The organism is Streptomyces sp. NPDC037083 (genome assembly GCF_055606485.1).
On record NZ_JBVJSQ010000010.1, the window covers coordinates 22,083 to 47,128 of the forward strand.

General features: G+C 73.5%; 21 protein-coding genes and 1 pseudogene. 10 read left to right on the forward strand and 12 right to left on the reverse strand.

The genetic code is table 11. The annotated features are described in order from the left end of the window. Nucleotides 1-7 precede the first annotated feature (7 nt). On the reverse strand, nucleotides 8-373 hold the full coding sequence (locus ACZ7DE_RS25435; RefSeq protein WP_470765503.1) for a PH domain-containing protein: 366 nt from the start codon (nucleotides 371-373) through the stop codon (nucleotides 8-10). 286 nt (nucleotides 374-659) lie between these two features. On the opposite strand from ACZ7DE_RS25435, the gene ACZ7DE_RS25440 reads away from it, so the two are divergent. Then, on the forward strand, nucleotides 660-2,003 hold the full coding sequence (locus ACZ7DE_RS25440) for a pectate lyase family protein (RefSeq protein WP_470764975.1): 1,344 nt from the start codon (nucleotides 660-662) through the stop codon (nucleotides 2,001-2,003). A gap of 87 nt (nucleotides 2,004-2,090) precedes the next feature. On the opposite strand, the gene ACZ7DE_RS25445 is transcribed toward ACZ7DE_RS25440, so the two are convergent. The 3 genes from ACZ7DE_RS25445 to ACZ7DE_RS25455 all read right to left on the reverse strand — a co-directional run bounded on the left by ACZ7DE_RS25445 (nucleotide 2,091) and on the right by ACZ7DE_RS25455 (nucleotide 6,757). Continuing rightward, nucleotides 2,091-2,582 carry a hypothetical protein gene (locus ACZ7DE_RS25445; protein ID WP_470764977.1) on the reverse strand — a complete coding sequence of 164 codons (492 nt, stop codon included), beginning with the start codon at nucleotides 2,580-2,582 and terminating at the stop codon, nucleotides 2,091-2,093. Between the two features lie 139 nt (nucleotides 2,583-2,721). Continuing rightward, complete coding sequence (gene metG, locus ACZ7DE_RS25450; protein ID WP_470764979.1) at nucleotides 2,722-4,446, reverse strand: methionine--tRNA ligase; 1,725 nt, start codon at nucleotides 4,444-4,446, stop codon at nucleotides 2,722-2,724. A gap of 145 nt (nucleotides 4,447-4,591) precedes the next feature. Then, entirely contained in the window at nucleotides 4,592-6,757 is a 2,166-nt protein-coding gene (locus tag ACZ7DE_RS25455; protein WP_470764981.1) for a VWA domain-containing protein, read from the reverse strand. A gap of 266 nt (nucleotides 6,758-7,023) precedes the next feature. Between ACZ7DE_RS25455 and ACZ7DE_RS25460 the strand changes: the two genes are divergently transcribed. Further along, entirely contained in the window at nucleotides 7,024-9,114 is a 2,091-nt protein-coding gene (locus ACZ7DE_RS25460) for a PhoX family protein (RefSeq protein WP_470764983.1), read from the forward strand. A gap of 161 nt (nucleotides 9,115-9,275) precedes the next feature. Here the strand turns inward: ACZ7DE_RS25460 and ACZ7DE_RS25465 are convergent. Continuing rightward, a pseudogene (locus ACZ7DE_RS25465) lies at nucleotides 9,276-10,223 on the reverse strand (endonuclease/exonuclease/phosphatase family protein); the annotation flags it as partial. Next, nucleotides 10,220-11,017 carry an alpha/beta fold hydrolase gene (locus tag ACZ7DE_RS25470; RefSeq protein WP_470764985.1) on the reverse strand — a complete coding sequence of 266 codons (798 nt, stop codon included), beginning with the start codon at nucleotides 11,015-11,017 and terminating at the stop codon, nucleotides 10,220-10,222. The pseudogene ACZ7DE_RS25465 and the gene ACZ7DE_RS25470, both read right to left, overlap by 4 nt. A gap of 86 nt (nucleotides 11,018-11,103) precedes the next feature. Between ACZ7DE_RS25470 and ACZ7DE_RS25475 the strand changes: the two genes are divergently transcribed. Beyond that, nucleotides 11,104-12,447, forward strand: a complete 1,344-nt coding sequence (locus ACZ7DE_RS25475; RefSeq protein ID WP_470764987.1) for an aminotransferase-like domain-containing protein — start codon at nucleotides 11,104-11,106, stop codon at nucleotides 12,445-12,447. Here the strand turns inward: ACZ7DE_RS25475 and ACZ7DE_RS25480 are convergent. Then, a complete protein-coding gene (locus ACZ7DE_RS25480) occupies nucleotides 12,344-13,252 on the reverse strand; it encodes a hypothetical protein (RefSeq protein WP_470764989.1) in 909 nt (302 codons plus the stop codon). The genes ACZ7DE_RS25475 and ACZ7DE_RS25480 overlap by 104 nt on opposite strands. Before the next feature lie 202 nt (nucleotides 13,253-13,454). Here ACZ7DE_RS25480 and ACZ7DE_RS25485 point away from each other — a divergent pair, with 202 nt between their 5' ends. After that, nucleotides 13,455-13,958, forward strand: coding sequence for an SH3 domain-containing protein (locus ACZ7DE_RS25485; protein ID WP_470764991.1), 504 nt, complete (start codon nucleotides 13,455-13,457; stop codon nucleotides 13,956-13,958). Nucleotides 13,959-14,034: 76 nt separating this feature from the next. Here ACZ7DE_RS25485 and ACZ7DE_RS25490 read toward each other — a convergent pair whose 3' ends face one another. Beyond that, the gene (locus ACZ7DE_RS25490) at nucleotides 14,035-14,481 is read right to left on the reverse strand and encodes a hypothetical protein (RefSeq protein ID WP_470764993.1); all 447 of its coding nucleotides are present in this window, start codon (nucleotides 14,479-14,481) and stop codon (nucleotides 14,035-14,037) included. Between the two features lie 119 nt (nucleotides 14,482-14,600). Here ACZ7DE_RS25490 and ACZ7DE_RS25495 point away from each other — a divergent pair, with 119 nt between their 5' ends. Both ACZ7DE_RS25495 and ACZ7DE_RS25500 read left to right on the forward strand, forming a co-directional pair. Beyond that, entirely contained in the window at nucleotides 14,601-15,842 is a 1,242-nt protein-coding gene (locus tag ACZ7DE_RS25495; protein WP_470764994.1) for a PP2C family protein-serine/threonine phosphatase, read from the forward strand. Between the two features lie 77 nt (nucleotides 15,843-15,919). Next, the gene (locus ACZ7DE_RS25500; RefSeq protein ID WP_470765505.1) at nucleotides 15,920-17,242 is read left to right on the forward strand and encodes a hypothetical protein; all 1,323 of its coding nucleotides are present in this window, start codon (nucleotides 15,920-15,922) and stop codon (nucleotides 17,240-17,242) included. Between the two features lie 175 nt (nucleotides 17,243-17,417). Here ACZ7DE_RS25500 and ACZ7DE_RS25505 read toward each other — a convergent pair whose 3' ends face one another. Then, complete coding sequence (locus ACZ7DE_RS25505) at nucleotides 17,418-18,194, reverse strand: NPP1 family protein (protein ID WP_470764996.1); 777 nt, start codon at nucleotides 18,192-18,194, stop codon at nucleotides 17,418-17,420. 199 nt (nucleotides 18,195-18,393) lie between these two features. Beyond that, the gene (locus tag ACZ7DE_RS25510) at nucleotides 18,394-18,561 is read right to left on the reverse strand and encodes a hypothetical protein (protein ID WP_470764997.1); all 168 of its coding nucleotides are present in this window, start codon (nucleotides 18,559-18,561) and stop codon (nucleotides 18,394-18,396) included. Between the two features lie 127 nt (nucleotides 18,562-18,688). Between ACZ7DE_RS25510 and ACZ7DE_RS25515 the strand changes: the two genes are divergently transcribed. Further along, on the forward strand, nucleotides 18,689-20,032 hold the full coding sequence (locus ACZ7DE_RS25515) for a helix-turn-helix domain-containing protein (protein ID WP_470764998.1): 1,344 nt from the start codon (nucleotides 18,689-18,691) through the stop codon (nucleotides 20,030-20,032). 194 nt (nucleotides 20,033-20,226) lie between these two features. After that, nucleotides 20,227-20,979: a GAF and ANTAR domain-containing protein gene (locus tag ACZ7DE_RS25520; RefSeq protein WP_470764999.1), complete on the forward strand. Its 753-nt coding sequence runs from the start codon at nucleotides 20,227-20,229 to the stop codon at nucleotides 20,977-20,979. Between the two features lie 135 nt (nucleotides 20,980-21,114). On the opposite strand, the gene ACZ7DE_RS25525 is transcribed toward ACZ7DE_RS25520, so the two are convergent. Continuing rightward, the gene (locus ACZ7DE_RS25525) at nucleotides 21,115-21,888 is read right to left on the reverse strand and encodes a hypothetical protein (protein ID WP_470765000.1); all 774 of its coding nucleotides are present in this window, start codon (nucleotides 21,886-21,888) and stop codon (nucleotides 21,115-21,117) included. Nucleotides 21,889-22,296: 408 nt separating this feature from the next. Here ACZ7DE_RS25525 and thrS point away from each other — a divergent pair, with 408 nt between their 5' ends. Beyond that, complete coding sequence (gene thrS / locus ACZ7DE_RS25530) at nucleotides 22,297-23,508, forward strand: threonine--tRNA ligase (protein ID WP_470765507.1); 1,212 nt, start codon at nucleotides 22,297-22,299, stop codon at nucleotides 23,506-23,508. Next, the gene (locus tag ACZ7DE_RS25535) at nucleotides 23,505-24,467 is read left to right on the forward strand and encodes a nucleoside hydrolase (RefSeq protein WP_470765001.1); all 963 of its coding nucleotides are present in this window, start codon (nucleotides 23,505-23,507) and stop codon (nucleotides 24,465-24,467) included. Before thrS ends, ACZ7DE_RS25535 begins: the two co-directional genes overlap by 4 nt. Before the next feature lie 43 nt (nucleotides 24,468-24,510). On the opposite strand, the gene ACZ7DE_RS25540 is transcribed toward ACZ7DE_RS25535, so the two are convergent. After that, entirely contained in the window at nucleotides 24,511-24,885 is a 375-nt protein-coding gene (locus tag ACZ7DE_RS25540; RefSeq protein WP_470765002.1) for a nuclear transport factor 2 family protein, read from the reverse strand. Nucleotides 24,886-25,046: the final 161 nt, after the last annotated feature.

Sequence of the window (25,046 nt, forward strand, 5' to 3'; positions counted from 1 at the left end):
CCGAGGGCTACCCCGCCACGAACTGCGTGAGGATCGCCTGCACCTCGTAGATGTCCACGCCCTTGGTGAACGTCTTCTGGATCGGCGTCGGCGTGCCCGAGACCCAGATCTTCAGCTCGGCGTCCAGGTCGAAGGTGCCGGCGGTCTCCACCGCGAAGTGGGTGATGCTGCGGTACGGGACGGAGTGGTACTCGACCTTCTTGCCGGTGATGCCCTGCTTGTCGACGAGGAGCAGCCGGCGGTCGGTGAACAGGATGGTGTCGCGGATCAGCAGGAACGCGGCGTGCACCTGCTCGCCCTGACCGAGCAGACGCGCGTAGTCCTGTTGGGCCTGGCCGTTGTCGATGGTGTGGGCGTTGCCGAAGAGCGCCATGGTGAATCCCCCCAGTGGGTTCATGAGAACGGTTGATCAGAACAGGGCGTTGCAGCCGCTGAAGCCGCCGCCGCTCGCACCCTTGTAGAGGTGCACCGTTCCCCTCCCCGTAAGGGGTTCGGCCCCCCGAAGGCACCTTAAAGGCCAGGTGTGGGAAGCGTGAAGGTGTTTGATCGCGTGGCGATCGGGGCGGTCGGGAAAGTTCTCGACTCGCGGCAACTCTTCATGTCTCGGCGACCACTGACGGGTTGTAAGGCTTGTTCGACAGACCCGTAAGGATCCCCCCGTGGCAGCTCCCTCCCACCGCCGGTCCCTCCGTTCGCGCCGTGTCCTCGTGGTCACCGCCGCCGCCGTGGCCGCCGGCGTCGGCGCCGGCGTCGTCGTGATGAACGCCAGCGCCGGGACCGTCGACCTGTACCACCAGACGCTCGCCGCGAAGGACGGCTGGGCCTCCTCCGGTACGGGCACGACCGGTGGCGCCAAGGCCGACGCCGCGCACACCTTCACCGTCTCCACCCGCGCCGAGCTGGTGAAGGCGCTGGGCTCGGGGTCCGACACCGCGCCCCGGATCATCAAGGTCAAGGGCGTCGTCGACGCCAACACCGACGACGCCGGCAAGAAGTTGACCTGCGCGGACTACGCGGCGGGTACGGGGTACTCCCTGTCCGCGTACCTGAAGGCGTACGACCCCGCCGTGTACGGCCGCTCGAAGCTGCCCTCCGGCACGCAGGAGAAGGCCCGCGCCGCCGCCCAGACCCGGCAGGCGAAGAACATCGTCTTCAAGGTGCCCGCCCACACCAGCATCGTCGGCGTCCCCGGCACGGGCGCGGGGATCTCCGGCGGCATGCTCCAGATCCAGAACGTGGACGACGTCGTCGTCCGCAACCTGACCTTCGCCGCCACCGAGGACTGCTTCCCGCAGTGGGACCCGACCGACGGCGACGACGGCAACTGGAACTCCGACTACGACTCCGTCACCCTGCGCGGCGCGACCCACGTGTGGGCCGACCACAACACGTTCACCGACGCACCCCACCTGGACAGCGCCAATCCGAAGTACTTCGGCCGCGAGTACCAGATCCACGACGGCGCCCTGGACATCACCAAGAGCTCGGACCTGGTGACCGTCTCGCGCAACCAGTTCACCAACCACGACAAGACGATGCTGATCGGCAGCAGCGACAGCGAGCCCGCCGGCAAGCTGCGCGTGACGATCCACCACAACGTGTGGAAGGGCATCGTGCAGCGCGCCCCGCTGGCCCGCGTCGGACAGGTGCACCTCTACAACAACTACTACGACGTCACGACCCTCAACGGCTACGCGACGCAGTACAGCATCAACTCCCGGGCCAAGGCGCAGGTCGTCGCGGAGAACAACTACTGGAAGCTGCCGTCGGGCGGCAAGGTCGCCAAGCTGCTCAGCGGGGACGGCACCGGCTCGGTCAAGGGCTCCGGCAACCTCGTCAACGGCACGGTGACCGACCTCGTCGCCGCGTACAACGCCGCCTCGTCCAAGGACCTGAGGACGACGGTCGACTGGACCCCGGCCCTGACGGCCGGCCTGGAGACCTCGGCGAAGAACCTGCCGACGGCCCTGGCGACGACGGCGGGCGCGGGCGTCCTGAAGTAACCCCCAAGACGCGCGAGGGCCGGGAGACCACGAGCCCCCGGCCCTCGCGTCCGCCCTGCCGCCCCCGCCCGGGGGCGTCCGTCGAGGTCAGGTGTCGTACGTTCCGTCCCAGGGGTCGGCGAAGGCGAGGCGGTCCGGGTAGAGCTCCGCCCAGGTCTCCGTGCCGCCGTCCTCGTCCTTGTCCTCGCGCAGGACGAGCCCGAACAGGACGTCCTCGTAGGTGAGTTGGAAGGGGCGTACGGCGATGTCCGTGTAGGAGCGGCGGGGCAGGCTGCGCAGCAGGGTCGCCAGGCGGACGCGGGCGCGGGTGAGGACCGAGTCGTCGCCGTGCGGGTTGCGCTGCTGCTGCGCCCAGGTGCCCGCGCACCAGATGTCCGAGTCGCGGTAGTGGCCCTCGGCGTCGAAGGTGTGCAGCACGGTGTAGAGGCGTTTGTGCTCTTCCCAGCCGTCGTCGAGGCGGAAGCCCTGGGGGAAGGCGTACGTGACCGACGCGAGGAACTGCCCGTCCGCGTACCGCCCGATGGACTCGGTGCGGTGTCTCGGCTCATAGGCGATCGGAATGACCTCGGGGACTGCCATGGCGGAAACCATACGGCTTGGCGAGAACATGCCGAAGCGGGGGGAAGCCCTACGCCTTTTCCTCTACATCTTCTCCTTTTCGGCTTCCCCTCCAGACGCGGGGAGAGGGACGCGGGACGTCCCACTCCCCGCGCGGATGTCACTCCTCGGTGCCGCCGAAGCGCTCCTTGTACGTCTCCAGGTCCTCGTCCGTGAGCTTGGCGAACAGGACCGGCGGGACGGTGAAGGGGGTGCCGGCGGGGACGGAGGCGAGGGCACGGGCCTCGTCCGCGGAGACCCAGGCGGCGGTGTCGTTCTCCAGCGCGAACGCCTCGCGCATGATCTTCGCCGTCGCCGGGATGAACGGCTCGGAGACCACCGCGTAGAGGTGGATCAGGTTCATCGCCGTGCGCAGGGTGAGGGCCGCGCCGTCCTTGTCCGTCTTGATCTCCAGCCAGGGGGCCTTCTCCTCCAGGTAGGAGTTGCCCGCGGACCACAGGGCGCGCAGGGCGGCGGCCGCCTTGCGGAACTGGAGGGCCTCCATCTGCGACTCGTACTCGGCGAGCAGCTCGGCGATCTGCTCGCCCAGCTTCGCCTCCGCCTCGCCGGGCGCGCTGCCCGCCGGGACCTCCTCGCCGAACCGCTTCTTGGAGAAGGACAGCACGCGGTTGACGAAGTTGCCCAGGGTGTCGGCGAGGTCCTTGTTCACCGTGGCGGTGAAGTGCTCCCAGGTGAAGGAGGAGTCGTCCGACTCGGGGGCGTTCGCGATCAGGAAGTAGCGCCAGTAGTCGGCCGGGAGGATGTCCAGGGCCTGGTCGGTGAAGACGCCGCGCTTCTGCGAGGTGGAGAACTTGCCGCCGTAGTACGTCAGCCAGTTGAAGGCCTTGACGTAGTCGACCTTCTTCCAGGGCTCGCGCACGCCCAGCTCGGTGGCCGGGAACATCACCGTGTGGAAGGGGACGTTGTCCTTGGCCATGAACTCGGTGTACCGGACGGGGTTCTCCCCGCTGTCGGCCTCGTACCACCACGACTTCCAGTCGCGGTTCTGCGGGTCGAGGTCCGACCACTCCTTCGTCGCGCCGATGTACTCGATCGGGGCGTCGAACCAGACGTAGAAGACCTTGCCCTCGGCGGCCAGCTCCGGCCAGGTGTCGGCCGGGACCGGGACGCCCCAGTCCAGGTCGCGGGTGATGGCGCGGTCGTGCAGGCCTTCGGTCAGCCACTTGCGGGCGATGGACGAGGCCAGCTGCGGCCAGTCGGCCTCGTGGCGGGAGACCCATTCCTCGACCTCGTGCTGCAGCTTGGACTGCAGGAGGAAGAGGTGCTTGGTCTCGCGGACCTCCAGGTCGGTGGAGCCCGAGATCGCGGACCGGGGGGCGATCAGGTCCGTCGGGTCCAGGACGCGGGTGCAGTTCTCGCACTGGTCGCCGCGGGCCTTGTCGTAGCCGCAGTGCGGGCAGGTGCCCTCGACGTAGCGGTCCGGGAGGAAGCGGCCGTCGGCCGGGCTGTACACCTGACGGATCGCCCGCTCCTCGATGAAGCCGTTCTCGTTGAGGCGGCGGGCGAAGTGCTGGGTGATCTCGACGTTCTGCGGGGAGGAGCTCCGGCCGAAGTAGTCGAAGGCCAGTGCGAAGCCGTCGTAGACGGCCTTCTGCGCGTCGTGCGCCTGCGCGCAGAACTCGGCGACCGGGAGGCCCTGCTCCTTCGCGGCCAGCTCGGCGGGGGTGCCGTGCTCGTCCGTCGCGCAGATGTAGAGCACGTCGTGGCCGCGCTGGCGGAGGTAGCGGGAGTACACGTCCGCCGGGAGCATGGACCCCACCATGTTGCCCAGGTGCTTGATTCCGTTGATGTACGGAAGGGCGCTGGTGATGAGGTGTCGAGCCATCGGAGGCTGCTCCCAGGTCGGTCGTGCGGCGGTCGTTTTATGAGCCTTGAAATTGAAATCGTAGCCGACATGGGTGGGCCGCCCGCCTCCCGTTTTACCGGGTGGGAGGCGGGCGGCCCGGGGTGTCGCGCGGCGCCGGAGGCGGTTACGGCCGCCAGTCGGCCAGTACGCCCTCGTACAGCTCGGCGTCCGTGAGCTCGCGCGGGGCCGGGCCCGCGTGGAAGAAGGACGTGTTGGGGGTCTTGAGCTTGCGGAGGTAGTCGAAGGCCTTGTTGTCGTGCTCTCCGAAGGCCACGAACGAGAAGAAGACGGCGGGGTGGTTCTTCGCCGCGTCGGTGAGGGACTGGGTGGCCGGGGTCTTCGCGTCCGGAGCGCCGTCCGTCTGGAAGACCACCAGGGCGGGCGTGCCCGGGGCGGCCTCCTTCTCGTGGTGTGCGACGACGGCCTCGACCGCCGCGTGGTAGCTGGTGCGGCCCATGCGGCCGAGGCCGGCGTGCAGCTCGTCGATCTTGTTCTCGTGGTCGGTGAGGGTCAGCTCGCCGGTGCCGTCGAGTTCCGTGGAGAAGAAGACGACGTGGACCGTGGCCTCGGGGTCGAGGTGGGCGGCCAGGGCGAGCGCCTGCTCGGCGAGGGCCTGGGCGGAGCCGTCCTTGTAGTACGGGCGCATGCTCGCGGAGCGGTCCAGCACGAGGTAGAGCTTCGCCCGGGTGCCGGTGAGGCCGGTGTTCTCCAGGGCGGTGGCGGCTGCCTGGTAGGCGGTGGCGAGGCCGGCGGGCAGGGCGGGTGCGGGTGCCTGGGCCGGCGGCTGTGACGGCGCCTGCGCCTCGGCTTCGCCTTCGGCGGGGGCCTGGGGCTCGGCGGCGGTCACGGCCTCGTCCGCGGCGTCGGAGGCGGCGTCAGAGGCGGCTTCGGCGGAGGCCTCGCCCCGGGGCTCGGCGGCGGGGGCGCCCTGGTCCTCGACCTCGGCTGCGGCCTTGGGCTCAGCCTCGGGCTCGGCGTCGGCCGCAGTCTCGGCCTCGGGCTCGGCTTCGGCTTCGGCTTCGGCCGCGGGCTCGGTCTCGGTCCCGGCTTCGGCGGTGGGAGCGGCCTCGGCCGTGGGCTCGGCGGTGGGAGCGACCTCGTCCTTGGCGTCGGCCTCGGCCGGGGCCTGAGGCTCGGCGGCGGTCACGGTTTCGTCCGCGACGTCGGAGGCGGCGTCGGCCTCGGCGGCAGGAGCGTCCTTGGCCTCGGCTTCAGCCTTGGGCTCGGCCGTGACCTCGGCGTCGGGTGCGGCTTCCGGCTCGGCGGCGGCGGGGGCGGCCTCGGGCTCGGTGTCGGCCTGGGCCTCGGCGGCGGGGGCGGCCTCGGGCTCGACGTCGGGCTCGGTGTCGGGCGCGGCCTCGTCCGTGGCGTCCGTGGCGTCCGTGGCGTCTGCTGCGGCCTCGGGCTCGGTCCCGGCTTCGACCTCCGGCTTTGCCTCAGCCTCGGGCGCGGGCTCCGTCTCGGCCTCGGCGTCGGCCTTCGGGGCTGCCTCGATCTCGGCCTCAGCCTCGGTGTCGATCTCGGCCTCAGCCTCGGTGTCGATCTCGGCCTCAGCCTCGGTGTCGATCTCGGCCTCAGCCTCGGTGTCGGGCGCGGTCTCGCCCGTGGCGTTCGGGGTGACCTCGGCGTCGGCCTCGGACAGGGCCTCGGTCTTGGGCTCGGCTTCCGGCTCGGCCTCGGCTTCCGGCGCAGCCTCGACCTCGGCCTCAGCCTCGACCTCGGTGCCGGCTCCGGGCGCGACCTCGGCCTGGACCTCGGCTTCAGACTGGACCTCGGCCTGGACCTCGGCCTCCGCCGTGGCTGCCGTCGACTCGGGCTTGCGGTCGGAGGTGGCTTCGGCGGCCGTCTCCGGGGCGGACTGCTCCGCCTCGGGCTCGGGCTGCGGCTCCGCCGCGTCCGTTGCGGTGGCCGGGTCGGCCTGCGGCTCCGCCGCGTCCGGTGCGGGTTCTTCCGTCACGGACTCGGACGACTTCGTCGGCTTGGGGACCGTCACGTTGTCGAAGGCCGCCGCGACGAGGTCGTGCTCGTCCTGGCTCGCCGGGCGGGGTTCCGGGACCCTGCCGGTGGTGGTGGGTTCGGGGGAGGGGGAGGGCGACGGGACCGTCGGCTCGGGCTCCGGCTCCGGCTTCGACGTGGTCGTCGGCGTGGAGTCGGCCGAAAACGGCTCCTGCTCCCGCCCCTCGGCGGCGGTTCGTTCCTGCGAAGGAACCTGTTCCGCACCCTCTGCCTCGGCGGTACGCCCCTTGCGGGACCTGCCGAACGCATTCCGCAGGAGAGTGAGAATGCCCATTTGCGCAACCCTTCGCATGAGTTGGTGCCCGTCAATCCCTGGCCAGGACGGACACGTAAGGTTAGCGGCCCCGTGTGGCGATCTTGGGCAGGGGTGAGTGTGCGGAATCCGGGTGTGTCAATACCGCCCTGACACCCGCTCCCCGCCGCCCCAACACCCTCGTGGCTGCTGGGGATTCACTCTCCGTTCATGCTGTAGCAGCGCATCGGCACATACGCGCCCCTACCGTCACGCTCACACCAAGGGCATGCAAGGGGAGATTAAAGGTGCGCAAGCTTCTGCCGCTGATAGGAACGCCGTCACAGTCCCATCCCGGCGGACGCTCCGCCATGACCTGCCGCTTCCGCTGCGGCGACGCCTGCTTCCACGAGGTGCCCAACACCAGTGACAACGAGTACGTCGGCGACGTCATCGCGGGGGCGATCGGCCGCCGCGCGATGATGCGGGCCGCCGCCGTCGTCACCGTCGTGGCGGCCGCCGGGACCGCCGGTGTCGCCGGTGCGCGGCCCGCCGCCGCCGCGCCCGCCGGAGCGGCCGGGCAACCGGCGGGGACGCCGTCGGGCAAACCGGCCGGAAAGGGCGCGCGCGGGCTGCGCTACAGCCCCGTCGCCCCGAACACGGCCGACGCCGTCACCGTCCCGGACGGGTACGGGCAGAACGTCGTCATCCGCTGGGGCGAGCCCATTCTGCGCGGCGCGCCCGCCTTCGATCCGGAGAACCAGACGGCCGCCGCCCAGGCCGGCCAGTTCGGCTACAACAACGACTTCCTGGCGCTGCTGCCCCTGCCGGGCGAGTGCCGTCGGCAGCTGCTCGTCGCCAACCACGAGTACACCGACGAAGTGCTCATGTTCCGCGGCTACGACCCGGCCAACCCCACCCGGCAGCAGGTGGAGGTGGCCTGGGCGGCGCACGGACTGGCGGCCGTCGTCGTGGAGGAGGACCGCAGGACCGGCAGGCTGACCGCCGTGCCCCGGCACCACCTCAACCGGCGGGTCACCGCGACCACCGAGTTCCGGCTGACCGGGCCCGCCGCCGGGTCCGACCTGCTGAAGACGTCCGCCGACCCCACCGGCCGCAAGGTCCTCGGCACGCTCAACAACTGCTCCGGCGGGACCACGCCGTGGGGCACCACGCTGCACGGCGAGGAGAACTTCAACCAGTACTTCGCCAACAGCAGCCGGGCCACCGACAAGCGGTACGGGATCGGGACCGGGGCCACCGAGCGCAAGTGGGAGCGGTTCGACAAGCGGTTCGACGTCGCCCAGGAGCCGAACGAGGTGCACCGGTTCGGGTACGTCGTCGAGTTCGACCCGTACGACCCGACGTCCACGCCCCGCAAGCACACCGCCCTGGGGCGGTTCAAGCACGAGGCCGCGACCGTGCGGCTGACCGAGGACGGCCGGCCGGTCGTCTACTCCGGGGACGACGAGCGCTTCGACTACTTCTACAAGTTCGTCGGCTCCAAGCGCATGAAGAAGGGGTCGAGCAGGGCCGTGCGCGAGCACAACCTCTCGCTGCTCGACGAGGGGACGCTGTACGTCGCCCGCCTCACCGGGGACTCCCCCGCCGTCGAGATCGACGGCGCCGGCAGGCTGCCCGCGGACGGCGAGTTCGACGGGAGCGGGGTGTGGATCCCGATCGCCACCGCCACCGCCGAGGGCGCCGTGTCGCACGTCGAGGGGATGAGCGCGGAAGAGGTCTTCGTCTTCACCCGCCTCGCCGGTGACAAGGTCGGCGCGACGAAGATGGACCGGCCCGAGGACATCCAGCCGTCCCCCGTGACCGGCAAGGTGTACGTCGCCCTCACCAACAACTCCAACCGCGGTGTCGGCGCCAACGCCAAGGCCGACGAGGCCAACCCGCGCAACGCCAACAAGCACGGGCACGTCCTGGAGCTGACCGAGCGCCGCAACCGTCCGGAGAGCACGTCCTTCGCCTGGTCGCTGTTCCTCGTGGCCGGCGACCCCGAGGACCCGGCGACCTACTTCGCGGGTTTCCCCAAGGACGACGTCAGCCCGATCTCGTGCCCGGACAACGTGGCCTTCGACCCGCACGGCAACCTGTGGATCTCCACCGACGGCAACCAGCTCGGCTCGCACGACGGACTCTTCGGCGTCGCGACGCGCGGTCCGCGGCGCGGTGAGCTCAAGCAGTTCCTGACGGTGCCGACGGGCGCGGAGACCTGCGGCCCGATCGTCCAGGACCGGCGGGTGCTGGTCGCGGTGCAGCACCCGGGCGAGATCGACGGCGCGACGGTGGACAAGCCGGCGAGCACCTGGCCGGACGGCCCGGGGAAGATCGTCCGCCCGGCCGTGGTGGCCGTGTGGCGCAAGGACGGCGGGGACGTGGGCGTCTAGCCGCGGCGAGTCGGGAAGGCGGGCGGCGGCAGCCCCGCGGACCGGTCGACGGGGGCCCGCCGGGGCCCGGGGGGCCGCACCGGCCGGTCCGCGGGGAGCGGCCGGAGGGCGACCGCGTCACGCGGGCTCCGCGCGGGCAGCGCCCGGGCCGGTCGTCCGGCCCGGTGGAGTGCGAGGTCCACGAGCAGCGCACGGTGGTCGGTGCCGTCGAGGCGGAGGAAGCGGGCACGGCTCGCGGAGAACTCCTTCGACACGAGCACGTGGTCGATCTGCGCGCCGAAGGCGGGCGCGGTGCGGCTGGGCCAGCTGGGCTCGCGTCCCGCGCCGGCCAGGCGGGCCGCGTCGCGCAGACCGGCGCCGAGGACGCGGCGGAAGGCCGCGTGGTCCTGGGAGGCGTTGAAGTCGCCGGCGAGGACGAGCGGGCGGTCCGCGTACCGGACGGCGAAGTCGCGCAGCCTTCCCAGCTCCCGCTTCCACAGGGCGACCTGGCGGGGCAGCGGGGGTTTGGGGTGCGCGAGCTGCAGCCGTACGGCGTGTCCGCGCACGTCGGCGACGGCCCCCGGCATCCCCATGCTCCCGGGAACGTCCGCGGCGGGTGCGAGCGGGTATCGGCTGAGGATCACCGACCCCACGGAGGAGTCCCCCGGCACGGCCTGCCGGTGGGGATGGCTCCGGCCCAGCTCGCGCCGCACCGCCGCCTGGCAGACGTACTCGCACTCCTCGACGAACACGATGTCCGGCTTCTCCCGCCGGACCAGCGGGATCAGGGCGTCGGTCGCCCAGCCGAACTCGACGTTCGCGGTCAGCACCCGCAGCCGCGCGAGCGCCGGCCCGCCCGGCTCGCCGCTCCCGCCGTACGGGCGGACGAACCAGACCAGCAGCCCGAGCACGACGACGCCCCACAGCAGACCGGGCCACCACCGGGCGAGCAGTGTCAGCAGGACCGCGGTCCCGACGGGCACGATCAGCCACGGCAGGAAGGCCAGCAGTTGCGGCACGGGCGTGACGCCGTCGGCGTCGGCGATCCGGAACCCGACGACCGCGCTCACCGCGGCCAGCGTCAGCCCCGCACACCAGGCGCCGAGGAGCCGTCCTCGCGTCGACCTCATCGCGGCCCAGGCCACGCCTCGATCTTCGCCAGAAACGCTCCCAGCACCCGGTTGAACTCCTGTGCGCGCTCCAGGTTCGGCAGGTGGGCCGCGCCCTCGACGACGTGCAGTTCGCCGTGCGGGAGCGCCGCGTGCAGGGCCCGCGCGTCCGACACCGGGGTGTACTCGTCGTCCTCGCCGACCACGACCAGGGCGGGGACGGCGACGCGGGTCAGCACGGGCCGGTAGTCGGGGCGTTCGGCCCGGCCGCGCAGGGCGGCGGCGGCGCCTTCGGGGGACGTCGACGTCATCATGCGGTGCACGTGGGCCTTGACGTCGGGGGCCGCGTACGGGGCGACCATCTTCTCCAGGACCTCGTCCGCGTAGCCGCGCATGCCCTCCGTGAGCAGGCGGTCGGCCATCTCGTTGCGGGCCAGCCTGCCGCCGGGGGTCTCCGGTGCGGCGAAGGTGTCGGCGAGGACCAGACCGCGGACGCGGTCGGGGTGCCTCCCGCAGAAGTCCATCGCGATCTGGCCGCCCATCGACAGCCCCGCCAGCACGAAGGTCTCCACCTTCAGTTCGTCGAGGAGCGCCGCGATGTCGTCGGCGAAGTCGGAGAGCAGCGTGACGCCGGGGACGACCGGGGAGGCGCCGTAGCCGCGCAGGTCGGGGACGATCACCCGGCGTTCGGCGGAGAACGCCTCGATCTGCGGGGTCCACATGGTGCGGTCGAAGGGGTGGCCGTGGACGAGGACGAGGGGAAGCGCCCGGGGCGTTTCGGTTCCTTTGTCCTCGTATGCGAGGAAGGGTGCCATGAGGCCGACAGTAGGGCGGCCCGACTCCTCGGTGCAATAAGATCTTTGCCCTCGGTGCAATCCCCCAGGAAGGTCCGTGAGCCCCCATGGCCGACTTCCGCCACATCGCCGACCGCATCGCCGACGACATCGCGGAGGGTCGGCTGCGTCCCGGCCAACGGCTGCCCCCGCAAAGGTGGTTCGCACGACGGCACCGCATCGCGCCCTCGACCGCGGGGCGGGTGTACGGCGAACTCGTGCGGCGCGGGCTGGTGGTGGGGGAGGTGGGGCGAGGCACCTTCGTGCGGGCCGCGCCGGCCGTCGAACAGGGCCGCGCCCTCGTCGAGAGGGCCACCGCGGCGCCCGTCAACCTGGAGCTCAACTACCCCTCCGTGCCCGGGCAGTCCGAGCTGCTCTCCGCCGCCCTCGCCCCGCTGCTGCGGCCCGACGTGCTGGAGCGGGCCATGCGGCCGGGCCCCGCCGACGGGACCGCGTCCGCCCGTGAGGCCGCCGCCCGTCTGCTCGCCCTCCCCGGCTGGCGGCCCGACCCCGCGCGGCTCCTCTTCGCGGGCAACGCCCGCCAGGCCGTCGCCGCCGCCCTCGCCTCCCTGGTCCGCCCGGGCGGCCGGGTCGGGGTGGAGGAGCTGACGTATCCGCTGGTCAAGGAGATCGCCGGGCGGTTGGGCGTGGTGCTCGTGCCACTCGCCGGCGACGCGGAAGGCGTGCGGCCGGACGCCCTCGCCGCCGCGCACCGGGCCGCTCCCCTGTCTGCCCTCTACCTGCAGCCGACGCTGCACAACCCGACGTCCGCGACCACGAGCGAGCCGCGTCGCGCCGAACTGGGCAGGCTGGTGGAGGAGTTGGGGCTGCCGGTCGTCGAGGACCGCATCTGGTCGTTCCTGTGCCCGGACGCCGTTCCGCTCGCCGCGCACGCCCCGGAGCTCACCCATGTCGTCGACGGGCTGTCCAAACGGGTCGCGCCCGGGCTGACCGTCGGCTTCCTCGTCGTGCCGGAGCGGCGGCGGGAGGCGGTGGCGGCCGCGGTGCGGTCCGGCGGGTGGAGCGCGGGGCGCTTCGCGCTGGAGGCGGCGGTGCGGTGGACCGGGGACGGGGCGGTGCGGCGGCTCGTCGAGGAGAAGCGGGCGGACGCCGCGCGGCGGCAGGCGATCCTCGCCGAGCATCTCGCGGGGTTCACGGTACGGACCGATCCGCGCGCCTACTTCGCCTGGTGGGAGCTGCCCCCACCGTGGCGGGCGGACACCTTCACCGCCGCTGCCGCCGCGCACGGCATCGCCGTCACCCCGGGCACCGCGTTCGCCGTCGACCCGCACCGCACCCCGGACGCGGTCAGGCTCGGACTCGCGTCGGCGCCGGTGGGGGAGTTGGCGCGGGCGCTGCGGACCCTCGCCGCCGTCGCCGGTGCCGGACCGCCGGGGAGCGGGGACGGGTGAGCCAGGTCGCCGCCGCCACCGTCAGCCCCAGTGCGAGGAGCAGCCAGGATGCCGTCCGGAGGGGGGCGGTGAGCGCGTCGTAGACCGCGGCCGCAGCCGGGCGGCGGGTCTCGTCGGGCAGGTCGGCGAGGGTCAGACGGCGGCCCACGACGACGGCCAGGCCCAGGAACGCCCCGCCCAGGGCGGTGCCGAGGGCCGTCGCGGTGATCGCCCGACGACGGCAGGCCGCGACGGCGATGCCGGCGACCGCGAACACGACGGCCGCCAGAGGCAGCCAGAATCCCGCGAAGTCGAGCACGCGGTAGCCCTTCCGTAGTGCGGCCAGGTCGGCGGACGGGAGCAGCGCCACCTGGGTGTGCTCGACCGGGATCCGCTCGGCGAACGGCACGTGATCCACCGTCATCTGCCGTTTGAGGGGTGCGGTCACGGTCGCCAGGTCCACGGTGACCGGGTCGTCGTCGCGACCGGCGCGGTCCTCCCGCAGCGCCCGCATCACCGCCGTGTGCGCGGCCTCGTTGGCGGCGTCCCACGCGGTGCGGTAGGCGCGGGTCGCGGTGAACGAGCGCACCGCGTCCCGCAGGAGGAGCGGGCTCACCCCGGCCTCGCGTGCCACACCGTCACCCACCGTGTCGGCGACCGCGTTGCGCACGGCGGGATCGGAGGCGAGCGGCGCCATGGCGGTGACGTAGCCGCGGGTGTCGGTGAGGCCGTACGCCGCCCAGGCCGCGAGCGCGCCGAACGGCACGAGCAGGCAGGACAGGGCGACGAGGACGGCCGAGAGAGCGGTCCGCAGGCTGGAGGACACCCCTCCAGCCAACGGGCCCGGGGCGGGGGGCGCGAGCCGTCGCGGCCGTACGGGTGGCGCCGCCCGGGCGGCGTTTCGCCGGTGCGGTCGGCGTGCCCGCCCCGTGCTCTCCCCCGCCCGTGTCCGGCCCCCTCCTCACCTCCTCCGGTGGAGGGTTCACCCGAACGGGTGTTTCCTGGTTCTGGGGAGAAGGAGGCCGATGATGCGCACCACTCCGGCCCTGCGGACTCTTGCCGCGGCCCTGCTCACCGGTGGCACGCTCGCCGCCGTGACGACCACCACCGCGGCGGCGGCCCCGCCGGCCCGCGGCGACGACCACCCGATCCGGGGCACGGTCGTCTCCCGCACCGACCTGAACGTGCGACAGGAACCCACCACGCACTCGCCCGTCGTCGAGACGCTCGCACCCGGCAGCAAGGACCTGGTGCAGTGCAGGGTCAAGGGGCAGAGCGTCAACGGCAATCCGGTCTGGTACTGGCTCTACGGCGCCCAGGGCTGGGCGAGCGCCGCCTTCGTGGACGTCGGGGGCGCACGGGTGCCCGACTGCGCCGACCCGTGCCCGAAGTGGAAGAACGGGCACTGGACCAACTGGGACGCCCCGTTCACCGCCGCCACGGTCACCGTCTCGGGCTCCTGGAGCTTCAGCGTGACCGTGACGTCACAGACCTCCTCGGGTGGCTGGGAGTGGATCCCGGCCGGCCGGTGAGTGGAGGGATGAGGGAAGTACGTGGGCCCCGGCGCAACCCCGCCGGGGCCCACGTGCACATCTGACGGTGCGCGAGTCAGCGGATGCGGTGTCCCTCCGCGTCCTCGTGCGTGTAGTAGCGGAAGAACAGCGTGACGAAGGTGGCGGCGGCGACCGTCAGCGCCATGCCCGTGGAGCGCAGCACGCTCTCGGCGCTCTGGTTGTACAGGAAGCCGAAGGCGCAGCCGGCGAACGCCGCCCACAGCAGGGCGTGCACCTCGCGCCGCATGTGCGGGGCGAGCGCCTGGACGGCCGCCCACAGCGCCGCGAACACGATCGCGCTCACGAAGCCGAGCAGGACGTTCCAGCCGGTGATGGGGCCGCCGGAGCGGTCGTTGGCCGCCACCCAGTAGCCGTAGACGAGCCCCAGGACCGCGGGCGTCGCCCAGCGCGCGATCCGGTGGGTCCGTTCGCTGAAGACGTCGGGCGTGCGGGGGCGCGCGGACGCGGTCCGCAGTCCCGACGTGGGTGCCGCATGAGCCATGAGAGCACTCCTTCCTCCTCGCCCCCGCCTTCCAGGGCACACCTGGGCCGCCGCGGTGGCAAGTCGGATGCCGCGACTTCCCGGATGCGGCCGCCGGCGGGCCGTGTTTCGCTGAGTTCATGGAGTCCGGCGGTCACGGCCTGCTCGACCGCCGTCCGCGGGTCAGACGCCGGGACGTCCTGCAGCGCCACCAACTGCTCCAGATCCGGGGCCGCAGCGTCACCTGGCTGGTGCCGCTGGGCGTGCTCGTCGCCATCACCTACGCCGACTTCAACACCACCGGCGATTTCCGCATCGTCTCCTGGTGCGTGTTCGTCTCCGCGATCGCCGCCGCGCTGTGCGGGGTGTGGACGACCGTGCTGTTCGCGGCGCTCGCCCTGCTCACCTACGCCACCAGCGACGCCGCCTGGCCCTCCGAGTACCGGGAGGGCCCGGCCGACTTCGTGCTCGTCCTGGTCGGCGGTGTGCTGTCCGTGCTCGCCGCGTCGGTCCGGGTGCGTGGCGAGCGGCGGATGCTGCACATGATGCACATCGCCGAGACGACCCGCCGCACCGTGCTGCGCCCGCTGCCGGCGGGCTGGGGCGGCCTCGACCACGCGGCCGTCTATCTCGCCGCCGACGCCGACGCGCGCATGGGCGGCGACTTCTACGACATCCAGCCCGGCCCGCACGGCACGCGCGTCCTCCTCGGCGACGTGCAGGGCAAGGGACTGGGCGCGGTGGAGGCGGCGGCCGCGCTGCTGGGCACCTTCCGCGAGGCCGCCTACCACGAGGCGGACCTGGCGACCGTGGCCGCCCGGCTGGAGACCCGGATGCGGCGGCACCGCCTGCACACCGTGGCCCTCGGGCGGGCGGACGGCGACCGGTTCGCCACGGCTGTGCTGATCGGCTTCCCCGCGGGGCAGGAGGGGGCGGGGCCGGCCGGGGGCGGCGGGAGCGGGGTCGTCGAGCTCGTCGGGTTCGGGCACGAGCCCCCGCTCGCAGTCGGCGGTGAGCGGGGCGTACGGTCCCTGCCCCAGGGCGGGGGGCTGCCCCTGGGGCTCGGCGAGCTGGCGGGGCAGGACGGGCCGCCTCCGGTGCAGCGGGTGGCGGTGGCCGCCGGCGAGACGCTGCTGCTGGTGACCGACGGGGTGACCGAGGCCCGGGACGGCGCCGGCGACTTCTATCCGCTGGCCGCGGAGGTCACGGCCGCGGTCGCCCGCGATCCGCGCACGGCCGACCCAGGCCCTCTGGTGGCCTTCGTGCGGGACGGCACCCTGCGGCACTGCGGGGGCCGGCTCGCCGACGACACGACGGTCTTCGCCGTTCGCCGGGCCGACGGCGGCCACGAAGGCCCCGTAGGGGGACGTTTGCAGTCCTGAGGCCCCCCTTTGCAGCAGCAGCGGTTACGGTGCTGACGTACGTGATCGACGGGGGAGGGACCATGCGGGAGGGGACCATGCAGGGAACCGTGCTGCTGCTCGCGGCCTCGCCCATGGGCAAGGGGTGTCTGGTGGACGCGGCCTCCGTGCTCCCCGTGCTGGCCGCCGTGCCGCCTCCCGTGCTGGCCGGCGCCGACACCGCGAACGTCGTCGAGCTCGCCGATCCGCTGGAGCCGCAGGCCGTTCTGACCCGGCTGCGGGCCGCCGCGGGCGCGCCCGGCCCGCTGACCGTGTACGTCACCGGCCAGCTGCAGCTCGACCGCCGCCAGCGGCTGCCGCATCTCGCGCTGGCGCGCACGACGCCCTCGACGGTGCGGTACACGGCGTTGCCGTGGCACTGGTTCCGGGAGGAGCTGCGGCTGCGGCCGGCCGGGTCCACGACGGTGCTGCTCGACCTGCACGCGGACGCGGAGACCTGGGAGTGGCTGCGGGGCAACGTCCTGGACTGCGGGCCCGCGGCAACCGTGTACGGCAGGGTCGCGCCGCCGCCGGGACGCGGGCGGCGGGGGATCGCCCCGCCCTCGTACATGAAGGCGATAGCGACGATATTGCGCAGCGGCGGCCGGCCGGACCCGGAGCGGCTGCACCAGATGGCGTCGGCCCGGATCGCCGGCGACGGGGAGACGGGGGACCTCGTCCTCTGCACCCCCGCCGCCCAGGCTCCCCCAGGGTGGGGACCCCGGGACGGGCTGGGTATGCCGGCCGGGCACCGCCTGCCGGATGTGCCAGCCCTGTCGGACGGCCCCGGCCTGCCGGACGGGGTGGTGGACGGCGATCCGCACGCCGACACCTCCGCCGCTGCCCAGGCGCCCCCGCGGTGGGGACCTCCGGACGGGCTCGGGGTGCCGGACGCACTCGGCGTGCCGGACGGGCTCGGTATGTCCGACGGGCTCGGGGTGCCGGACGCGGTGGTGGACGGCGATCCGCATGCCGACATCTCCGCCGCCGTCCGCTCCGGCCGGCACGCGGACGCCGACGCGCTCGCCGCGCGGTGGGAGCAGGCGGCCGCCGCCGCCCACGGGGGCGGGTCAGAGGAGGCGTTGCACTGGACCGAGGTGCGGGCGGACCTGGCGATGTTCGCGGGGGACGCCGAGCGCAGCTGCCGTACCTGGATGGCGGTGGCCGTCGCGCGGCTGGACGCCGGTCAGCCGGTGGACGCGCCGGCCGTCGAGGCGGCCGTGGACCGGGCACACCACCAGTGGGGGCGCATCGGCAGCGCGGCCGGCGCCCGTGCGCTCGGGCCCGCGCTCGCGCAGTTGCGCGGCCGGGTCCCGGGCCGGCGCGAGGGCGCGCTGGACCATGTCCACCAGCAGTTGCGGCAGTTGCAGACCCAAGGGTGACCGGCGGCGACGCCCATGTCACCGCGGTCGGGCACACAGCCGTCCGGTGGCCGGCCGTGGACGCGAGCGGCCGCCGACGCCGGTGGGGGAGTGCGCGTCGGCGGCCGCGTCCGCGGGCCGGCGCCGATCGCCCCTTCCCTCAGGGCGATCGGCTCTCCGGAGCCGTCGGCGGGCGTCAGGCGTACGGGTTGAACGTGATGCCGCTCGGCTCGGCCTTGGCGAGGTGGTCGGCGAACTTGGAGTCCTGGAGCGGGAAGTTCGCGTCGCCCCAGTCGGAGGCGTTCAGCCGGTCGCGCAGGCCGGACGCCATGTTGTCCCAGGTGACCAGGTTCTCCTGGTGCCAGGCGCCGGTGTCGTTCTCCGGCGTCTCGCCCCACTTGGCGAAGCGGAAGGCGTGGGTGCTCGCGCCGTCCTTGTGGTACACGGCCTCGACGCGCTGCCCGCTCATCGGGACCTCGGCGACCGGGTGGGTGCTGAAGCCGCCGTGGGCGGAGGCGGACAGGTAGGAGGGGGTGTCCGCGCCCTGCCTGACCCAGACGACCATGCACTCCCAGTCGTGGCGGTGGCCGATGCCCGGGGAGGCCTCGTCCTTCTCGAAGTAGCTGGCGTAGACGATCCCGCACCAGCCGTTGTCGCACTTGGCCCGCGAGTAGGTGTTGGCGTGGCCGAGGTGGCCGCCGCGGCATTCGCCGGTGACCGAACCGGTCGGCTTGAGGCCGCCGTTGAGGTTCCCGTTCGGGTCGATCGCGGCGGCCGGGTAGCAGCTGTCCGAGTCGTAGTCGTAGACCGGCTCGAAGTTCCTCTGGAACGCGGTCGCGTTCTCGGGCAGGTTCTGCAGCACGCCGGCCGAGGCGCTGCCGGACAGGCCGACGGCGAGGGCGGCGGCGCTGCCCGCCACGGCGGCGGATCGGGTGAGGTGGCGGGTCCTGCTCCTGCTCACTGCTCGGGGCACGGGGGGCTCCAGTCGACGGTCCGGTCGACCCGGACATGCCATCCGGGCCGGGACGAAGACTGGCAAGCCGAGAGCACGGCGGAAAGGGCTTTCTATCAAACTTGAGACGGCCTTTCACCGAACTGATCACCGCGGCGCCGGGCGCCCGCGCAGGGGCGGACCCGCCGGCCCGTCCCGGGCGGTGGCCGCCGCCGCCGGGTCACGGTGCGGGCGTCTGCCTGGAGGACGTCACCGGCTGCCGGTCCCCGTCCACGGCTCCGGCCGGGCCCGCGTTGCCCGCGGTGATCAGCGCCGTCACGGCCAGGAGGGCCGCGGCGACCGCCCTGACGCAGGGCGCGGAAGGGCGTGCGGATATGCGTCCGGACACGGCTACCTCGCAACGTCGGCGACTGCGATACTCACGTCAGCCAGCTGTTAAGCATGCTTAACTCGCTGTTTAACCTAGGGGCTGGGGCAGCCCAACGGCAAGAGGTCCAGGGGGAGTTGGGGGACGAGTGGCGGAGCGGGACGAACCGGAGGTCGTCGGACGCCGGGTGCAGCGACTGCGCATCGAACGAGGCCTTACGCAAAAGCAGTTGGCCGAGCCGACCTACACCCCTGCCTATGTGTCCACGCTGGAGGCCGGCCGGGTGCGGCCCTCCGACGCCGCGCTCAGGCACATCGCCGAGCGGCTCGGCGTCGACTTCGAGGAGCTGGCGACCGGCCGGCCCGCCCGCCTCGTCACCGATCTACGGCTCCGCCTCACCGAGGCCCAACGGGCGCTGGCCACCGGAGAGGCCGAGGAGGCGACCCGGACGTACACCGCGCTGCTCGCGGAGGCGGAACAGCACGGGCTGGCCGAGGAGGAGGCCACCGCGCTGCTCGGCCTCGGCGAGTGCGGCATCGACACCGGCGACCTGGACACGGCACGCCGCTGCTTCGAGCGGGCCGAGCGCCGGCTCGCCGACGCTCCGCTGCCCGCCCGCGTCCCCGCCCTGCGCGGCCGCGCCGTCGCCCACTACCTCGCCGGCGAACTCCGTTACGCCGTCTACCTGCTGGAATCCACCCTCGACGAGCTCAACCGGGGCGGACTGCACGATCCCGACGCGCTCCTTCTCCTCTACGCCTCCGTCATCGGCCCGTACATGGACATGGGCGCGGCGGCCCGGGCCGCGCAGGCCGCCGAGTTCGCCCTGGCCCTCGCCCCCCGGGTCGGCGACCCCGCACTCGTCGCGCGCATGCACCGGTCCGTCGCCCGGACCCTCCTCGCCGAGGGCCGCCTCGCGGAGGCCGACGCCTCGCTGGCCAAGGCCGCCGAGCTCTACCGTCAGCTCCAGCTGCGCACCGAACTCGCCAACTGCCACTGGATGCGCGGCTACGTCTACGCCCAGAACGGCGAACTACAGCATGCCGAGGACGAGTTGAGGCAGGCCCAGGCCATGCTCTCCGCACAGCGCGCCGCCCTCTACAGCAGCCAGGTCACCGTCGAGCTGGCCGACGTGCTGCACCGGAGGGGCAAGTCGCAGGAGGCCGCCGCGCTGCTGCACGAGGTCCTCGGAGACCTGTCCTCGGAGCGGGGGGCCGTGCACTCCGCGGGCGCGCACCGACTGCTCGGCATCATCGCCGAGGACGCCCGGGACACGGAGGCGGCCGAGGAGCACTATGTGCGTGCGCTCAGCCTGCTGGAGCGGGCGGGCGCGGCGGGTGACCTGGCCGACCTCTGCCGGATGCTGGGCGACCTGCTGCGGCGCACGGGGCGCGTCGAGGCGGCGCTGGACGCGTACCGCACCGGGCTCGGCCATCGGACGGCGCCCGGATCGACGACGCTGGGGCCGGCGCCGGCCCAGCCGCCGCTGTAGTCGGTGTGCCGGTGGCGGGCCCCGTGCCCGTGCCGGTGCTGCCCACGGCCATGGCGGTCGGTCCCGCACCCGTCCGTACCTGGTCGGCGTGGGTCGGGCCGGGCCGGGCTGCGGATTCCTGGGAGACGGCGTGGCCGAAGCCGGTTTCCGTGCGGGGCGGGGGGTACCCGGCCAAGCGGCGAGGGCGACGGCGCGTGGCTCCCGTCACGGAGGTGATGGCCGTGGGTGACCAGGAGCGGAGCCGGGTCGCCGAGGTCATCGCGAGGGAGATGCGCGGCGCCGGTCCTCAGGACGTGCCGCAGCGGCTGTGCGACGCGGCCGTGAAGCTGCTGCCGGTGCACGGCGCGAGCGTGGCGTTGCGCGGCGAGGGGATGCCCGTGCCGCTGGGCGCGAGCGGGCAGCGGGCCGCGGACGTGCTGGAGATGGAGGTCACCCTCGGGGACGGGCCCGGTCTGGAGGCCGCCGCGACCGGCTCGCTGGTCTTCGCCCAGGATCTGGCCTCCAGCCGCGACGCCTGTCGCTGGCCGGTGTTCGCCCAGCAGGCGGCGGCCGCCGGGGTGCGGTCGGTGTACGCGCTGCCGCTCGGCGACCGTGTGGTGTGCGTGGGCACGCTCGACCTCTACCGGGACGTGCCCGGCGAGCTGGCCGCCGACGAGATGCGCACGGCGCGGGAGGTGGCCGACATCGTGACGGCGGCGCTGGTGGCGCTGCCCAAGGGCGAGCAGGACGGTCCGGACGGCGTGGGCCTGTGGCTCAGCCCGCTGGCCATCGACCACGGCGAGGTGTACCGGGCCGTCGGCATGGTCATGGCGCAGCTCGGCGTCGGCGCGGACGAGGCGCTCTCGCTGCTGCGCGGCCAGGCCTTCGCGAAGGACTGCTCGGTGCTCGAGCTGTCCCACGAGGTGGTCGCGCTACGAACCCGCTTCGACGACGACCCGACGGCCTGAGCCGCCCGACCCCGGGACCGCGCCCGGACGGGCGGCCGGGACCCCCGGCTCGGCCGCCGCGACTCGGCGTCCGGTCAGCCCCTGCTCGGCCCGCCGGCCAGGTCGTCCCGGAGCCGGGGCGTGGGACCTGGGAGGTCAGATTTGGGCCTTGCCCTGCTTTCTGACCTCTTCCAGGCGTCGCACGCCGAGTTGCACCGCCGCCTGGGTCGCCGCGTTCGGGGCGTCGTTGAGACCGCCGTTGACGAGGGCGAAGGCGTCCTGGCCGGCGCGGACCGCGGCGACGTCCAGGGTGAGGACGGTCGGGTCGCCGCCGGCGTCGTCCTCGGCCGTCGCCCAGATCGTCGCCGTCACGCGCAGACCCTGGCGGACGTCACCCACCTCCGGCAGCGGCAGTTCGGAGACCTGCACGTCCAGCACGGTGTCGCCGGTCGCCTTGGCCGTGAACCGGGCGCACTTCTGCGGCATCGTCCTGAGCCAGGTCAGCCTGCGGTCGACCTCCGCCGGGCGGTGGCCGGTGAGCTGATAGCGGAGCTGCGCGCCGGAGTCGGGGTCGTCCAGGGCGACGACGGCGCGGGCAGGTCCCCCGAGCAGCTCGTCGGAGTAGAGGTCGTCGAGGAGCTTTTGGCACTCGGCGCTCGCGGTGGCCGCCTTGAGCATCCCGTCCCGCCAGGTGGCCGCGCCGCGGCTGGGGGTCCAGGGCGCGCCGAGGTCGGTCTCGGTGATGAGGGCCGCGTGCGCCTGCGCCTCGGTGAGGACGGGGGAGGCGGTCGGAGCGGTGGGCCGGGCCGAGGACCGCTCGACCGTCGGCGTGGCCGGAGCGGCGGTGGGGGGATGCTCCAGCCCGAGGGCGGCGCAGCCGCTGACGGTGGCGAGGACGAGCGTGGAGGCCAGCAGGATGCGACGGGTCATCGGGGATGCCTCCAGAGTGCGCGCGGGTGCCTCCACCCACGGCAACACCGCCGCCACACGGCGACCAGCGCAGCGGGCCGTACGGGTTACCGGCGTTGGTGCGGGCGGGTGGCCGACGAACCGGCGGAGGAGCACCGCGCCCGGCGAAAACGGGTGGCCCGGCCGGAGGGCCGTTGTTACGGTCGGGCCATGCAGCGCGCCCAGCCGTCCCTCACGACGACGCCGGACACCGTCCCGGCGCGCTGATCCACGACTGGATGACCGAAGCCCCGGGGCGAGCGCCCCGGGGCTTCGCCGTTCCCTCGCCGTTCCCCGGTGCCTCGCCCCCCCGAGCGAGGAGCTCCCGTGAACGACCACGATCACCGCCGCCTCGGCCGCGAACTCGGCCTCTTCGACACCGACCCGCTGATGGGCGCCGGTCTGCCGTACTGGCTGCCCGACGGCGCGGTCGTACGCCACACCCTGGAGGAGTACGTACGGCAGGTCGAGCGCGCCGCGGGCTACCGGCACGTGTACTCGCCGGTCCTGGGAAAACGCGAGCTGTACGAGATCTCGGGCCACTGGGACCACTACAGCGAGGACATGTTCCCGCCCATGGAGCTGGGGGCCGAGCAGGTCGTGCTGCGGCCCAGCCTGTGCCCCCACCACGCCCTGATCTACCGCTCCCGCTCCCACAGCTATCGCGAACTTCCGCTGCGTATGGCGGAGTTGGGCGGCATGTATCGCTCGGAACCGTCCGGGGTCGTCGGCGGCCTGACCCGGGTACGGGCCATCCAGCTCAACGACGCCCACATCTTCTGCACCCCCGAGCAGGCCGTGGACGAGGCCCGCGCCGCCCTCGCCCTGATCGGCCGCGCCTACGCGGACCTGGGAGTCCGCGCGTCCCGGCACCGGCTCTCCCTCCCCGGCGCGGGCGGCGGGTACGTGGCCGACCCGGGGCTGTGGCGGCGGGCGACCGCGCTGCTCAAACAGGCCCTGGACGGCTCGGGCATCGCGTACGAGGAGGCGGAGGGCGAGGCCGCCTTCTACGGTCCGAAGATCGACGTGCAGATCACCGACCGCGCCGGCCGCGAGTCGACCCTGTCCACCGTGCAGATCGACTTCCACCAGCCCGAACGCTTCGACCTGCACTACGTCGGCGCCGACGGGGCGCGACACCGGCCCGTGATGGTGCACCGCAGCGTCATCGGCAGCGTGGAGCGGGCCGTGGCGCACCTCGTCGAGGAGCACGGGGGCGCGTTCCCCGTCTGGCTGGCGCCCGTCCAGCTGGTGGTGCTGCCGGTGTCGCGGGCGCAGGAGCCGCCGGCGGCGGAGCTGGTGCGGCGGGCGGTGGCGGCGGGGCTGCGGGCAGAGCTCGCGGGAGCGGAACAGGGCAGTCTCGGGGCGCGGGTCCGAGCGGCGCGGCTCGCGCCGTACCTGGCGGTGATCGGGGAGCGCGAGGCGGCGGACGGCGCGGCGGCCGTGCGGCTGCGCGACGGCCGTCGCCCGGGGGCGGTGCCCGTCGGTGAACTGGTCCGCCGGATCGGGGAGCGGGCGGCCGCGCGCGGCACCCTGCTGTGGGACGGGCCGAGCCCGCATAGGGTCGGGGGCGACCGTGGTGCGGAAGGAGTCCTCAGGTGACCGAGCAGCCCATTCCCGTGATCATCGACTGCGACACGGGCGTCGACGACGCCCTCGCCCTGCTGTTCGCCGTGCGCCACCCGGGCCTGGACGTGCGGGCGGTGACCTGCGTGGCGGGCAACACGGACGTGGACGGGGTGGTCCGCAATACGCTGACCGTGCTGGAACAGGCGGGTGCCGGGGACGTTCCGGTCGCGCGCGGCGCCGAACGTCCGCTGATCGAGCCGGTCCGCGTGGCACGGCACGTGCACGGCGAGGACGGCATGGGCGACCTCGGTCTGCCCGCCCCCACCCGCACCCCGGTCGACGTGGACGCGGTGACCCTGCTGCGCCGCGAGATCCTCGCCTGCCCGCGGCCGGTCACCCTGATCCCGACCGCCCCGCTGACCAACATCGCCCTCCTCCTGCGCACCCACCCCGAGGTGACCCGCAACATCGAGCGGATCGTGTTCATGGGCGGCGCGGTGACGACCGGGAACGCCACGCCGGTCGCCGAGTTCAACGTGTGGCACGACCCGGAGGCGGCGGCGGTCCTGCTGACCGCGGGCGTGCCGATCACGATGTACGGCCTGGACGTGTTCAAGCGGGTCCTGGTCCCGGCGGCGGACGTGGCGCGTCTGCGGGCGAGCCCGGAGCCCCGCCTGCGGCTGGCCGGCGAACTGCTCGCCCACCGGGACCCGGCCACCTCCGGGGATCCCACCCCCACCGGCGGTCTGGGCGACGCGGGCGCGGTCTGCGCGGTGGTCGATCCGGGGGGCCTGATCACCGAGCCCCTCCCGGTCGAGGTCTCGCTCGCGCCGGGTCCGAGCCGCGGCCAGACGATCGTCGACCGCCGCCCCCGTCCCGGCGAGTCCGAGATCCACGAGGGCGCGCGCGAACAGAGCCTGGTGGACGTGGCGTTGGACGTGGACGTGGAGCGCTACGTGAAGCTGTGGCTGACGACGGTGGAGGGCGTCTGAGGCAGCGCCCGGGGGTGAGCGCGGGCCCGCGCGCCTGCGGGTCTCACCCCTCGCCGCCGACCCCGACGTCGACGTCTCGGCCGACCCTGCCGCCGAAGAAGACCTGCACCTCGCGGATGAGACCGTCCCGGACGGTGATCGCCTCGACGTTGCGGTGTCTGGCGCCCGTCGTGAGCTCGTACTCGTAGTACACGAGGACGAGTTCCGCGTCCGCGGCGGTGACGTGCAGCAGCCGCTGCTCGGTCATCCGGTCCGCCGTCGGGAAGCAGCGCTCGAAGAAGGCGGCCTTGTCGATGTGGTCGTCCTGGGGGCTGGTGAAGGTGAAGTCGTCGGCGTAGAGGGGCAGGGCCGCCGCGCGGTCCTGCGCCCGATAGTGCCGGAACGCGGCTTCGACGACGTCTTCCGGACTGTCGGCCATGAGCCCACCGTACGACCCCTCACCGAACGACGCTCCCCACCGGCCCCGGCTGCCCATCCTCTGCCGCCCGCTGTCGTCCGGCCGCCCCGCCGCAGGCTGCCCGGCTTCCGCCGCCCACTCTCGGCTGGCCTCCGCCGCCCGCCGCCCGCTGCCTGCTGTCA